This is a genomic window from Nitrospinota bacterium (assembly GCA_029881495.1).
In the GTDB taxonomy this organism is placed as follows: Bacteria; Nitrospinota_A; UBA7883; order JACRGQ01; family JACRGQ01; genus JAOUMJ01.
Genome location: JAOUMJ010000003.1, coordinates 1 through 13,245 on the forward strand (window position 1 = coordinate 1; position 13,245 = coordinate 13,245).

Genomic DNA, 13,245 nt, shown 5'->3' on the forward strand with positions numbered 1-13,245 from the left:
AAAAGAAAGCGGCAAAGAAAGCTTCGAAAAAGGCGAAAAAGAAAGTAGCCAAAAAGGGGGCAAAAAAGAAGGTCGCAAAAAAGAAAGCTTCAAAAAAGGTAGCCAAAAAGGGGGCTAAAAAAGCTGTAAAGAAAACAGTAAAGAAGAGCGCCAAGAAGGCCGCAAAACCTGCCGCGAAAAAACAGGTAGTGAAAATATTTTACACGGATACGGATGAGGCGCCGGCTCTTGCTACCTACTCATTCCTTCCCATCATTCAGGCTTTCACGAAGGACTCAGGTATAATAGTTGAAAAAAGGGACATATCTCTGTCAGGGAGGATCATCGCGAACTTCCCGGAAAAGCTGACATCAGCGCAACGGATCGATGATGAGCTCTCAAAGCTCGGCGATTTGGCAAAGAAGCCCGAAGCAAATATTATCAAACTGCCAAACATAAGCGCTTCCGTACCCCAGCTTAAAGAAGCGATAAAGGAACTCCAGGATAAAGGTTATAAAGTACCGGACTATCCCGAGAATCCGAATACGGATGCGGAAAAGGAAATTAAGGCGAAGTATTCAAAGGTTCTTGGAAGTGCCGTTAATCCCGTATTGAGGGAAGGGAACTCAGACAGGAGAGCCCCGGGCGCGGTAAAGAATTATGCCAAAAAGTTCCCGCATTCAATGGGTGCCTGGAGTTCAAGCTCGAAATCCCATGTTGCGACAATGAGCAGCGGCGATTTCAGGTCGAATGAAAAATCCGTTACTCTTTCCAAGGCTACCACAGCGAAAATCGAATTCGTGGACGGTAGCGGAAAAGTAAATGTTCTGAAGGACAAGCTCCCTCTTGATGCAGGCGAAGTCGTAGACTCGACATTCATGAGCATTAAGGCGTTGAAGAATTTCATCGCGCAACAGATCGATGATGCCAAAGCGAAGGATGTACTCTTCTCCCTGCACATGAAAGCGACGATGATGAAGGTGTCGGACCCTGTTATTTTCGGTCATGTGGTCAAGGTTTTCTTCAAGGATCTGTTCGAAAAACATGCCTCTACGTTCGCTCAACTGAAAGTGAACGTTAATAACGGTCTTGGGGATGTCTATGCGAAAATAAAGAATCTCCCTGCCGAGAAGCAGGCTGAAATCGAAGCTGACATCAAGGCGGTTTACGCAAAACGACCGGCGATAGCGATGGTAGATTCGGATAAGGGGATCACCAATCTTCATGTGCCAAGCGACATTATTATCGATGCCTCAATGCCTGCCGCAATACGCGCTTCCGGGCAGATGTGGGGACCGGATGGAAAACAACGCGATACCAAATATGTTATCCCGGACCACAGCTATTCAAGTCTGTACCAGGCAACTATTGAAAACTGCAGAGCGAACGGTGCTTTCAATCCGGCAACAATGGGGACTGTTCCGAACGTCGGACTTATGGCGCAAAAAGCGGAAGAGTATGGCTCGCATAACACCACTTTCGAATCGCCCGGAACAGGAAAGATACGGGTCGTTGATTCTTCCGGCAAGGTTATTCATGAACATAGCGTGGAAGAGGGGGACATCTGGCGCATGTGTACCGTTAAGGATGCGGCGATCCGCGACTGGGTGAAGCTTGCCGTAACAAGGTCAAGAGCCTCGGGTATGCCAGCTGTTTTCTGGCTCGATAAAACGAGACCGCATGACGCTCAACTGCTGGAGAAGGTAAATAAATACCTGAAAGATCACAATACAAGCGGGTTGGATATCCGGATCATGAACGTTGCGGATGCGACAAAGCTTTCGCTTGAGAGGATGAGAAAAGGGCAAGATACTATTTCCGTTACCGGTAACGTATTGAGGGACTATAACACGGACCTCTTCCCGATCCTTGAGCTAGGGACAAGCGCCAAGATGCTTTCAATCGTACCGCTCATGAACGGTGGTGGATTGTTCGAAACCGGCGCAGGCGGATCCGCTCCGAAACATGTTCAGCAGTTGGTCAAGGAGAATCACCTCAGGTGGGATTCACTTGGAGAGTTCCTTGCCCTTGTGCCCTCGCTTGAACACCTCGGAAACATCACGAAGAACAAAAAGATCCAGGTGCTTGCGGACGCGCTCGACAAGGCGACTGAAATGCTGTTGAATAACAATAAGTCTCCGAGGCGCGGTTGTGGCGAACTGGACAACCGAGGAAGCCATTTCTATCTCGCGCAGTACTGGGCAAAGGCGTTGGCCGACCAGAATGTTGATGCCGAGATAAAGAATCGTTTTGGCAAGGTTGCAAAACTCCTTCTTGAGAATGAGTCAAAAATTATCAGCGAGCTCAATTCCGTTCAGGGGAAACCTGCCGATGTAGGCGGATATTATCGCCCGGATGCGGAAAAGGCTACGAGGGTAATGAGGCCAAGCCCTACGCTTAATTCAATAATTGATTCTATCTAGTTAATAGGCGGATATACATGGGTGGGCGCACAAACGTCCACCCATGTCTGCTTTTAACGGATTTTTTAAAATGTGGCGCTTGAACTATAAATGCGCTAATTCTTATCTATCAGGGAAGAGATTCGTATCTCGTATGTCTTGATCTTATCCTGCAGGTTTTTTCTGGCCAGCTGGATCATCTCAGCCGTTTTGGAAATGTTCCCCTTGTTGAGGATAAGCGCTTTTTCCAGATATTCTTTTTCAAATGACTGCTTCGCCTCTTTCAAGGCGACGATCTGCTCACCTTCAATGGCCATCTGTTTTCCGGGTTCGTGGCGGATGTTGTCAGGGAGGTCGCCGATATCTATAACAGTCGTTTTTGCCAGAACGATCGCGCGTTCTATAACGTTTTGGAGTTCACGGATATTTCCCGGCCAGTTATACCCCATAAGGGCGGCAATCGCTTTGTCGGATACGGATGAGATATTCTTCTTTACCTCAAACTTGTATTTCTCAAGGAAATATTCGACCAGAGTAGGGATGTCGTCCTTCCTATCCCGAAGCGGAGGCATTTTTATCGCGATAACATTAAGACGGTAGAAGAGATCTTCCCGGAAACGCCCCTCTTTTACTTCAAGCGCCAGATCCTTGTTTGTGGCGGAAATGAGTCTTACATCTGTCTTTATGGTCTTAGTTCCGCCGACCCGGTCGAACTCTCTCTCCTGGAGCACCCGAAGAAGCTTGACCTGGATTGAGGGGGAGATTTCGCCGATCTCATCCAGAAACAGGGTTCCGCCATCGGCGTATTCAAACCTCCCTTTTCGCTGGGCAATTGCTCCCGTGAAGGAACCTTTTTCATGTCCGAACAGCTCGCTTTCGAGGAGGCTTTCCGGCAAAGCGGCGCAGGCGACTTTTACAAACGGAGCGTTTTTCCGGTCGCTCGCATGGTGGATGGCGTTGGCTACAAGCTCCTTGCCGGTTCCGCTTTCCCCTTGGATAAGGATAGTTGCGTTTGTATTGGAAACAGTCTTTATAAGCTCAAATACGGCTTTTATTTGAGGGGTATTGCCGATAAATGCGTCGGGCTGTCTTACTCTTGCCAGCTCTTCCTTCAAGGCGAGGTTTTCTTTCTTCATATTTATGAGGTTCATGACCTTCTTAACCTCATTCAGGAGGTCGTCCGGTTCAAAAGGTTTCAGGATGTAGCTGTAAGCCCCTTTTTTGATTGCTTCCACAGCCGATTTGACGCTGCCATGAGCCGTTACAATAATCACCTCGGTATCGGGCCAGGTGGCTTTTATCTTTTCCATCAACTCAATACCATCCATGTGGGGCATCATCAGGTCGCTAAGGACTATCTGGAAATGATCGACTTCCATTTTTGCCAAGGCTTCCATGCCGGAAGTGGCTGTTTCATATTCAATATCGTCGCTTTCCAGCATATGACCCATCAGGTCGAGATTTTCCAGATTATCGTCTACTATCAATATTTTTCGCATATGGGCTAGATGATATATTATCCGGCTGTTATAGTAAATCCTGCAAAAATTGATTGAGAACAACAGATAAAGGAGATTATTTAGGCATGAACCAACTGCTAAATCTGATTAATGCAACGGTGCTGGTAGCCGACGACACGAAAAGTGACAGGGAGATGCTGGTCGAGCTGTTTAATGATCTGGAGGCCAATACTTTTGTGGGGGAGAGCTTGGATAGCGCCCTTAATTTGGTAGAGAAGCATAGATCCAGGATCGATATCATATTGGTCGACCTGAATCATCCTGAAAATGACAGCATAAGATTCATTAAGAAAATACGGGCGATTCCCGAACTGAATCCAACATCGATAATACTCCTTTCAAATTCCGATATGTCGCATGAAACATTGGCGCTTGGCGTTGAATCCGGGGCGAACGATTTTTTAAGAAAGCCGATCAATCAGCTCGAACTGGTTTCAAGGAGCCTCTCAATGCTGCGCCAGAAAAAGCTGCACGAAAGAAATATAGATCTCCAAAGGGAACTTGAGTTGGAAGTGGTGGAAAGGAACATTGAGCTGGAGCAGACCAAGGATGCCGCGCTGTTCGGTTTTGCGAAACTAGCGGAAGCCAGGGACCCTGACACCACTACACATCTTGAATGCGTGCGGGATATTTGCGCAGAGGTATCCAGGCTTTTATATAAGGCCAGGATTTATAAGGACCAGATAAACGAAAAATTCATTAGTGATATTTATAAGGCGGCTCCACTGCATGACATCGGGAAAGTCTCAATTCCTGATAGCATTCTATTGAAACCGGGCGCCTTAACGCCGGAGGAGTTTGAGTTTATGAAGAAACATTCCGCCATCGGAGCGGAGACACTAGAAAAGACATCGGCGCACCTGCAAAACAGCTCATTTCTTGCCATGGCCAGGGATATTTGCCACTATCACCACGAAAGGTGGGATGGAAAAGGATATCCTAAAGGCTTGAAAGGGGAAGAGATACCTCTTGCCGCAAGAATAATGTCGCTTGCAGACGTTTTCGACGCTCTTGTTGCGAGGAGGGTTTATAAGGACCCTCTCCCGGCTGGGCAAGTAGCGGAGATCATCAAGGATTATTCGGGAAAGAATTTCGATCCGGTCATCGCTGAACTCTTTTTGGAGAATATTGAAGTTTTCCATATGATCAAAAACAGACTGGAAAGGGATGATGCTTAGAGAAAAGGTCGGAACCTTTATCAGGGAGAACCGGCTGTTTGCGAAAGGGGATGCCGTAACGGTTGCGTTCTCAGGCGGGCCGGATTCAACGGCACTTCTGGTTATTCTGAATGAACTGAAGGACGATTTCGGCATTTCGCTTTCGGCGACACATATCAACCATGGCCTAAGAGGTAAAGAATCGGAAGATGATGAGGCGTTCGCGATTGAAACGGCAAGGAAATTATCTCTGGCGATTCATGTAAAAAGGATCAATGTCGGAAAATTCAGAAAAGGGTGGGGCGGGTCGATACAATCTGCTTCAAGGGAGTTAAGGTATAAGGTATTCTCCCACCTGGTACAAACCGGCGTCGTTAATAAAGTGGTTACGGGACATACGGCGGATGACTCCGTTGAAACGGTATTGATGAATATCCTGAGAGGAACAGGCATCCATGGTCTCTCAGGCATACAGACCGTAAGGGATGGCTATATTTTACGGCCTCTCATTAATATCTGGAAAAGTGAGATTCTTGAGTTTCTCGAAGATAAGCAGATACCTTTCAGGGTTGATTCATCCAATTTCAGCATGAAATATACACGGAACAGCATCAGGGAAGACCTCCTCCCATTACTGCAGAAATACAATCCCGAAATCAAAAGATCGATCAAAAGGTCGTCTTCTGTAATGTCCGATCTCCGGAATTTTCTGATGAAGGCCGGCAGGGAGGGGTTTGAAAAAACCTGTTTAGAAAGTTTGCCTGGAAAAAGCATCATACTTGATTGCGAGAAGTTGAGAGGTATGGATAGGGCAGTACAGATGGAGATAGTAAGGTATTCGGTTGAATTGGCTACCGGAGGGGGGGCTGAGATATCATTTGACCATTTCGAGGATGTTTTGAAGCTTGCTCTCGGTAACGATAGCGGAGAGACCCACATTCACGGAATAAAAGGGGTAAAATCCTCGAACAGGCTTTATCTGAAAAACAGCCAGGTCGCCTCGGTGCCGTGGTATTCATACGACTTTATAAGCAAAGGTGATATACAGATAAACGAAACCGGCTCTATAGTTCATGTTGAGCCTGTGCCGGCTCCTGATCTGGTATTTGACCAATCATGCAAAAGGATTTTTATCGATGCCGACGCCTTGCCGAAGAACGCGGTAATAAGGAACAGGAGGGATGGGGACAGTTTTCGCCCAATGGGATTAGATGGAATTCAGAAGCTGAAAAAATTCTTTATAAATAACAAGATCCCCAGGTGGGAACGGGAAAAATTACCCCTGCTAGTTTCGGGGAAAAGAGTGCTATGGATACCAGGCTACAGGCTCTCCGAGGATTTACGTATACGGGAGGGGGCAAGAAACATCCTTTGTATTGATTACAGGGATTGAATAAATTGATCGTCCGCGGATCTACATGAACTCCTTTGGAACACTGCTGTAGATTTTCAGCTTTTTAGCGAGAGAAGAGCCCATGTTTTTGTAGAATTTGACCTGGGTTTTTTCCGGAAGGTCCCGTATCTTCAATCCGTCGATCACATAAACCACCGTTTCGTTCATGCTCAGCATGCTGGCTGTCCTTTGGCCATCAAGGAGTATTGCCATCTCGCCAATGCAGTCCCCCTCTTCAAGAGTGTTCAGAAGCTGTTTTCTTCTATCCTTCTTGTATTGTTTGATTATCCCTACGCTCCCTTTGATGATGACGTAAAGGTTGCTGGCTATGCTGTTCTCTTTTGAGATATATTCATGGTGTCCGAACTTTTTTATCTCCCCCATTTTGATAACAAGCGTTATTTCGTCGTCATCGAAATCGGCAAAAAAGCTGACCCCTTTTAAAAGCATTTTCCAGCTTTCAATATCAGAATCCTCTATCATGTTCCTTGTACCAGTCTGAAAGCCAGATAGTCTGTTGTGCCGTGGTCAGACTTATGGCTTTCAGTTTTTTGGCCAGGTATATGGCCAGCTGTTTATAGAATTTTGTCTGCGCCTTTTGACTCATGTTTTCTATTAAAGCACTTTCTAGCGTGAACATGAAAGTCTCTTCAGAGGCAATGATTGTTGCGGTGCGCTTCTCCTTGAGGAGGGTGGCTATTTCTCCTATTACATAACCCGCTTCAAGAGTGCCGATCTGCGTTTTGTTCTGCATGGCGCTATCTTTCACGATACTCACCCTCCCTCGGAGAATTATATAGAGACGGGAGGATGGGTCTTTCTCCCTAATTACGTACTCGTGCATCCTGTATTTCCGCCCTTCGCCGAATTTTAGAAATTCGTCAAGTTCGGCATCATCGAAAGGGGAAAAAAAGCTTGTTGCCTTCAGCAGTGTTTTCCATTTTTCACCGGATGTAATTTCCATAAAACTTTATATCCTGGAAAAAGCCAGTTATTTAATTTTATCGATAGCTCGCCTAAGACTCTCTACAAATTTTATCCCACTTTTAAACTTTGTTGAAGCAGAACCGCCTTCCCCGAGTATTTTCACAAGAGCGCTCCCTATGATTACCCCGTCGGTGATTTTCCCTATCTCATATGCCTGCTTTGGATTGGAAATGCCGAATCCGCATGCTACAGGGAGGTTCGTAACTTTTCGGATGAGAGCAACCTGATTCCTTATCTCGGAAATATCCGGTTTCTTATTCCCGGTAATCCCCTTCACGGAGATGTAGTAGAGGAACCCGCCGCTCGATTTGCCGATTTTTCTAAGCCGCTCCTCCCCGCTTGTCGGGGCGGCGAGAAAGATGGCGTGTATCCCGTATTTCTTGAATATCGGGATGATGCTCTTCGCTTCTTCGGGTATCAGGTCCGGCAGTATCAGACCGTCAACACCTGCCTTTGAGGCCGCAACGGCAAACGCCTCTATGCCGAAGTTATAGACAAGATTATATGCTGACATAAGCACCAGCGGTTTGTCGGTCTGTTTACGGACGGTTTTAACCATCTCAAGGATATTTGCGATCGAAACCCCTTTTTTCAGAGCCCTGATAAAGGAACTCTGGATAGTAGGTCCATCGGCCAGCGGATCTGAAAAGGGGACGCCGATCTCGATGATGTCAGCGCCGGCGTCAAAAAGCGGAGGTATCAGCCTAGCTGTGGTTTTAATATCCGGATCCCCGGCGGAGAGGAAGAGTATCAGCGCTTTCCGCTTTTCAGCTTTGAGCCGTTTAAAGGTTGCGTCTATTCTGTTCAAGCCCTATACCCCCATGTTGTGAAGCTGTCCGACGTCCTTATCCCCCCGGCCCGAAAGACATACTACGATAATTTTGTCCTTGCCGAGCTTTGGAGCTATCTTGCTTACTTGAGCTATCGCGTGAGAAGACTCCAGGGCTGGCATTATCCCCTCCAGCCTGCTAAGCATTCTGAATCCCTCTATCGCTTCCTTGTCGGAAACGGTAACGTATTCAGCCCTGCCGGTACTTGCGAAAAAGCTGTGTTCTGGGCCGACACCGGGGTAATCAAGTCCTGCCGATATGGAATGGGTAGGGGCTATCTGTCCGTTTTTATCCTGCAACAGGTAGCTGAGATTTCCATGAAGTACCCCTTTTCGCCCTCTGGAGATGGTCGCACCATGTTTGCCCGGGGCGTTCCCAGTCCCGCCAGCCTCAACGCCGATCATCTTAACGGTTTTATCGCTAAAAAAGGGGTGAAATAGGCCGATAGAGTTGCTCCCTCCCCCTACGCAGGCAACCAGCACGTCAGGAAGCTTTTTTTCCGTCGAGAGAAGCTGTTTTTTGGTCTCCTGTCCTATTACAGACTGAAAATCCCGCACCATCATAGGGAAAGGGTGCGGTCCTACCACCGACCCTATTATGTAGTGGGTGTCCTTTACGGAGGCAATCCAGTCCCGTAACGCCTCGTTCGTAGCATCTTTCAGGGTCTTGCTTCCGGAGGTGACCGGTATCACTCTGGCGTTCATCAGCTTCATCCTGTAAACATTCAGGCTCTGCCGTTCAATATCATCGGTGCCCATGTATACGTCGCACTTTAGGCCGAAGAGGGCGGCAGCAGTCGCAGTTGCCACACCATGCTGTCCAGCGCCGGTTTCCGCGATAACTCTCCTTTTCCCCATTCTGAGCGTGAGGAGTCCCTGTCCGATTGTATTGTTGATCTTGTGTGCGCCCGTATGATTCAGGTCTTCTCGTTTTAGATATATCTTTGCCCCGCCCAGGTGCTCCGTCAGGCGGCTGGCAAAATATAAGGGGGTAGGGCGCCCCACATAATCTTTTAAAAGAGAGGCGAGTCTATGTTTGAATTCGGGATCTTTTCGCGCCCTGTTATATTCGGCTTCAAGTTCTTCAAGAGCGGGGAGGAGTGTTTCAATAACATACCTCCCCCCGAACTCTCCAAAATACCCATGCTTGTCAGGAAGGGAGCTGCCTTTTGCCACTGTAACCTAAACTGACGGAAGAGCCGCAAGCGAACTTGCCAGCAACTTGTCGTCAAGAGAGTAATCCTGAAGCTTTTTGGCAAAATATGCGTCGTATGCTGCCATATCAAAGTGTCCATGTCCCGAAAGGTTGAAGACAATTGTCTCCGCCTTCTTCTCTTTTTTGCACCGCATCGCTTCCGCGATCGCACCTTTGACCGCGTGAGCAGATTCCGGCGCGGGAATTATCCCTTCGGTTTTAGCGAAAGCAACCGCCGCCTCGAAAACCTCGATCTGGTGATAGGCTTGCGCTTCAATGACCTTGTCGTGATAAAGCTGGGAAACGATTGGGGCATCCCCATGATATCTAAGTCCGCCGGCGTGGATTCCCGGCGGTACAAAAGAGCTCCCTAGTGTGTACATCATTGCCAGCGGCGTGAGGCCGGCGGTATCGCCGAAATCGTAGGCGAATTTTCCCCTTGTGAGGGTTGGGCACGCGGAAGGCTCGACAGCGACCATTCTGATCTTTGCGCCATCGTTCTTTTCCGGAAGGAAAGGGAGTGCGAAGCCCGCAAAATTGCTCCCTCCGCCGCATGACGCAACAAGAACGTCCGGTTTCACTCCGGCGATCTCAAGCTGTTTCTTCGCTTCAAGACCGATGATAGTTTGGTGAAGGAGAACGTGGTTCAAGACAGAACCGAGAGAGTACTTGGTGTCGTCATGCGTAGCCGCGTCCTCTACCGCTTCGGAAATGGCTATCCCTAGTGATCCCGGGGAGTTTGGGTCGTTGGCCAGTATCTTTTTCCCGGAATTTGTAAGCGTGGTTGGGGATGCGTAGACCTTGGCGCCCCAGGTTTCCATCATCGACCGCCTATACGGTTTCTGTTCGTAGGAGACCTTGACCATGTAAATGGAGCATTGCAGGCCGAAATGGGAACAGGCGAGGCTTATGGAACTACCCCACTGGCCCGCGCCCGTTTCGGAGGCTATCCTTTTTGTGCCGACCATTTTATTGTAGTAGGCTTGCGGAACCGCCGTGTTCGGCTTGTGGCTCCCTGCAGGGGATTCCCCTTCGTATTTATAGAAAATCTTAGCAGGCGTATCGAGAAATTTCTCAAGGTTGTATGCCCTGTGGAGGGATGTGGGCCTCCAGAGGGTAAGGACGTCAAGAACGTCATCCGGGATGTCTATCCATCGTTCGGAACTTACTTCCTGTTCGATAAGCGGCATCGGAAAAAGAGGCGCAAGATCATCAGGGCCTACAGGCTGTTTGGTGCCCGGGTGCAAGGGTGGAACCGGCGGGTTTGGCATATCCGGAATAACGTTATACCATTTCCTCGGTATGTCTTTTTGTGCCAGAACGATTTTCTTCTCTTTCAATTTGCTCTCCCCCATATTATTGAATTGAGCCCGTATATTACCTGAATTCTTTACTTTCAGGCAAGTTTTCGTTACAATACTTCTAGAAAAATTAGGAGTAGAAAAGTGTCAGTTATAATCCAGGGAAGTGTTCAGGGAAAGCTTGGAGAAGATACTCCAAACGTTCTGGCCGCGACAGGGGACAAGCCAAACCACAAAAGACAGGCGTCCGGATTCATGAAGCTCGTTACTGATAACAATGCGAAGGTTGCCGAAGCGCACAGCACCCTTTACCAGACGATAAAGCCGAAAAATACAGCTGAGATCGTAGCCATGACCGCAAGGACCGCCATGGACGCTACTCCCGGCCAGCTCGAATCGGGAAAAGGCAACAAAATAGCATCCAGGGCGTAAGCTCTCCTTTTGCATAACGACTCAGGATAGTTTCAATTGCGTTATTTTCTTGTAATTGACAGCTTTAATATTATTACCTCTATTCAATCGTTTATTCCCAAAGACGATGATGTCATTATCTGCTCTCCTGATGATGAATTTTGCCGGACAAGATCTGAAGATGGACGCGTTATTCTGAACCTGGATTCCATAGAATCATATGGACTGAATTCAAGGGACAGGGTAGTGGTGAACATCTTCAAGGAACCCAACATCGAAAGCGTTATCGCCAGATTACGCTCGTTTTCTTCTGATGTGCCAATACTGTTATTGAGCCAGTTCGACATGCAGGATATCAGCAACAGGGACCCAAGCATTGATACGTTCAGGATAAGCGATATGTTGAAAGAAGGGGTGCAGGAAAAATGGCGTCACCTGAATATCAAAAGGAAGGTTCGGAACCTTCGTAACGCCGTTGATCCGGCAAAGGAGCTTCTGATTTTAACTCAGGATGACCCGGATCCCGATGCCATTGCGAGCGGCATGGCGCTAAGGGAGGTGTTGGGAAGGGATTTTGAAAGCGCACCGATAGTCACCATGAAAAAGGTCTCCCGCAACGAAAACGTAAACATGATCAACCTTCTCGGTATTGCAGTGAAGGAAGTTTCGGAAAAGACACTCCTCGAAGCGGATCAGATAGCGATGGTCGATGTACAGCCATCTGTTTTCCAGCTAGATTTCTCTTCGAATTTGAAAATTATTGTGGATCATCACCCTGGAGCTAAGGATTACTCTGTTCCGTTCCAGGATATCCAGGTTGAGTTCGGAGCAACATCGAGCATGTTCACGGAGTATCTGCTGGCCGAGGGTGCGGAGTTATCCACCAATCTATCAACTGCGCTTTATTATGGAATAAAAACTGATACGCTTCTTTTTGGCCGTGAAGTCTCGAAATACGATTTTATTGCGTTTTCCCGCCTCTGGCACAAGGCGAACCATACGCAGATATCCCGCATGGAAAGGCCCAACCTGAAACAGGACGACATCGGGATGTACATCAAGGCGTTGAAGGATTATGAAATCAAGAACAGATCCCTTTTTGTTCCGCTTGGGAAGGTTCAAAAGGACAACATCGTTCCACGTTTGGCGGATTTCGTCGTCCAGATAGGGAATACGGAGTTTATCGTGGTATGGGGAATAATCGGCGAGGAAGTGACTTTCTCGGCCAGGTCGCTGTCGCCGAGGATCCACGCGGGCGAGGTGATGCAGAACTCTTTTCAGATGATAGGGAGCGCAGGGGGGCATCAGTCAATGGCGAGGGCTACAGTTCCGATGAAAAAGCTCAGAAAAGAATTAAAGGCAATGACGAACCGGAGCATGAAGGAAAAGATCATATCCCGGATACTGAATAACATTGCGGAACAGAAAAACAGTATATAAACGTCTGCCGGAGGATCGCTATCATATCTGAAGAGAAGAAAACGGAGAATGTATCAGTTCCAGGTGACAGGATGGGGCCGTTCTTCCTCTGGATCAATAAAGCGACCATTTATATTCTCGCAATTACGTTTCTTCTCGGTGTAATATCCCGGCCCGGTTTCGATTTTACCGGAGCACATTCCTTGACAGGTCTTTCCGCCTCAGTCCTTGGACTGTTCGGACTTGTTGCGATTATGTTTTTCCTTTTGGCTACAGGGGGATATATGAAAGAACTGCTGAAAGGGGGGAGTGACGAAAAGGAATTTTCCAGGCGTATCGCTTCCCTGAAGATGAGTGTATACCCCTGGTGTACGCTTGAAATAGCTCTGCTGATAGCAGTCACTGTTGCAGGTGGGGGATTGCTCTCCGGCGCCCCGGTTTACTGGCACCATTTGGCGCTCTCAATCCTCACGCTTGCCGCTTATATCAAGACATACAAAATCTCAAAGATAAGTTTTCTCGAGAACAGGGAACTGCTTAAAAGTGTGCTGGAAAAGAAGAAAGATATACCAAAGCCTTAAACTTCCAGCAGACGATCAGGAATAGCCAGTCAACTGGCGGAATATAAAGTAATTTGCGCTCGGGAAATATT

Annotated in this window: 12 protein-coding genes and 1 pseudogene; 7 read left to right on the forward strand and 6 right to left on the reverse strand. The window is 47.8% G+C overall.

The window, feature by feature from the left end; all coding sequences use genetic code 11:
- The first annotated feature begins 32 nt into the window (after nt 1-32).
- Together OEY64_01865 and OEY64_01870 are read left to right on the forward strand one after the other, a co-directional pair.
- Nucleotides 33-110: pseudogene (locus OEY64_01865) on the forward strand (histone protein).
- A gap of 78 nt (nt 111-188) precedes the next feature.
- On the forward strand, nt 189-2,402 hold the full coding sequence (locus OEY64_01870) for an NADP-dependent isocitrate dehydrogenase (protein ID MDH5541690.1): 2,214 nt from the start codon (nt 189-191) through the stop codon (nt 2,400-2,402).
- Nucleotides 2,403-2,497: 95 nt separating this feature from the next.
- Here OEY64_01870 and OEY64_01875 read toward each other — a convergent pair whose 3' ends face one another.
- Complete coding sequence (locus OEY64_01875) at nt 2,498-3,868, reverse strand: sigma-54 dependent transcriptional regulator (GenBank protein ID MDH5541691.1); 1,371 nt, start codon at nt 3,866-3,868, stop codon at nt 2,498-2,500.
- Nucleotides 3,869-3,966: 98 nt separating this feature from the next.
- Between OEY64_01875 and OEY64_01880 the strand changes: the two genes are divergently transcribed.
- A complete protein-coding gene (locus tag OEY64_01880) occupies nt 3,967-5,079 on the forward strand; it encodes an HD domain-containing protein (protein ID MDH5541692.1) in 1,113 nt (370 codons plus the stop codon).
- Entirely contained in the window at nt 5,069-6,451 is a 1,383-nt protein-coding gene (gene tilS, locus OEY64_01885; protein ID MDH5541693.1) for a tRNA lysidine(34) synthetase TilS, read from the forward strand. Before OEY64_01880 ends, tilS begins: the two co-directional genes overlap by 11 nt.
- Nucleotides 6,452-6,472: 21 nt before the next feature.
- Here tilS and OEY64_01890 read toward each other — a convergent pair whose 3' ends face one another.
- From OEY64_01890 to OEY64_01910, 5 genes are read right to left on the reverse strand one after another with little or no spacing between them, the layout of a single operon-like run.
- Nucleotides 6,473-6,934 carry a cyclic nucleotide-binding domain-containing protein gene (locus OEY64_01890; GenBank protein ID MDH5541694.1) on the reverse strand — a complete coding sequence of 154 codons (462 nt, stop codon included), beginning with the start codon at nt 6,932-6,934 and terminating at the stop codon, nt 6,473-6,475.
- Complete coding sequence (locus OEY64_01895) at nt 6,918-7,415, reverse strand: cyclic nucleotide-binding domain-containing protein (GenBank protein ID MDH5541695.1); 498 nt, start codon at nt 7,413-7,415, stop codon at nt 6,918-6,920. The genes OEY64_01890 and OEY64_01895 overlap by 17 nt, the downstream gene beginning before the upstream one ends.
- 27 nt (nt 7,416-7,442) lie before the next feature.
- The gene (gene trpA / locus OEY64_01900; protein MDH5541696.1) at nt 7,443-8,246 is read right to left on the reverse strand and encodes a tryptophan synthase subunit alpha; all 804 of its coding nucleotides are present in this window, start codon (nt 8,244-8,246) and stop codon (nt 7,443-7,445) included.
- Nucleotides 8,247-8,249: 3 nt separating this feature from the next.
- Nucleotides 8,250-9,443, reverse strand: a complete 1,194-nt coding sequence (trpB, locus tag OEY64_01905) for a tryptophan synthase subunit beta (protein MDH5541697.1) — start codon at nt 9,441-9,443, stop codon at nt 8,250-8,252.
- Between the two features lie 6 nt (nt 9,444-9,449).
- Entirely contained in the window at nt 9,450-10,817 is a 1,368-nt protein-coding gene (locus OEY64_01910) for a TrpB-like pyridoxal phosphate-dependent enzyme (GenBank protein ID MDH5541698.1), read from the reverse strand.
- 90 nt (nt 10,818-10,907) lie between these two features.
- Between OEY64_01910 and OEY64_01915 the strand changes: the two genes are divergently transcribed.
- From OEY64_01915 to OEY64_01925, 3 genes are all read left to right on the forward strand, one after another.
- Nucleotides 10,908-11,195, forward strand: coding sequence for a hypothetical protein (locus OEY64_01915; protein ID MDH5541699.1), 288 nt, complete (start codon nt 10,908-10,910; stop codon nt 11,193-11,195).
- A gap of 36 nt (nt 11,196-11,231) precedes the next feature.
- Nucleotides 11,232-12,614 carry a DHHA1 domain-containing protein gene (locus tag OEY64_01920; GenBank protein MDH5541700.1) on the forward strand — a complete coding sequence of 461 codons (1,383 nt, stop codon included), beginning with the start codon at nt 11,232-11,234 and terminating at the stop codon, nt 12,612-12,614.
- 71 nt (nt 12,615-12,685) lie between these two features.
- Nucleotides 12,686-13,174: a hypothetical protein gene (locus OEY64_01925; protein ID MDH5541701.1), complete on the forward strand. Its 489-nt coding sequence runs from the start codon at nt 12,686-12,688 to the stop codon at nt 13,172-13,174.
- Nucleotides 13,175-13,245: the final 71 nt, after the last annotated feature.

Excerpts from the sequence above, each read along its gene's own strand:
- OEY64_01880 (MDH5541692.1), top strand. The coding sequence starts at position 3,967 with ATGAACCAACTGCTAAATCTGATTAATGCAACGGTGCTGGTAGCCGAC.
- OEY64_01925 (MDH5541701.1), top strand. The coding sequence starts at position 12,686 with ATGGGGCCGTTCTTCCTCTGGATCAATAAAGCGACCATTTATATTCTC.
- OEY64_01890 (MDH5541694.1), bottom strand. The coding sequence starts at position 6,934 with ATGATAGAGGATTCTGATATTGAAAGCTGGAAAATGCTTTTAAAAGGG.
- tilS (MDH5541693.1), top strand. The coding sequence starts at position 5,069 with ATGATGCTTAGAGAAAAGGTCGGAACCTTTATCAGGGAGAACCGGCTG.
- OEY64_01910 (MDH5541698.1), bottom strand. The coding sequence starts at position 10,817 with ATGGGGGAGAGCAAATTGAAAGAGAAGAAAATCGTTCTGGCACAAAAA.
- OEY64_01895 (MDH5541695.1), bottom strand. The coding sequence starts at position 7,415 with ATGGAAATTACATCCGGTGAAAAATGGAAAACACTGCTGAAGGCAACA.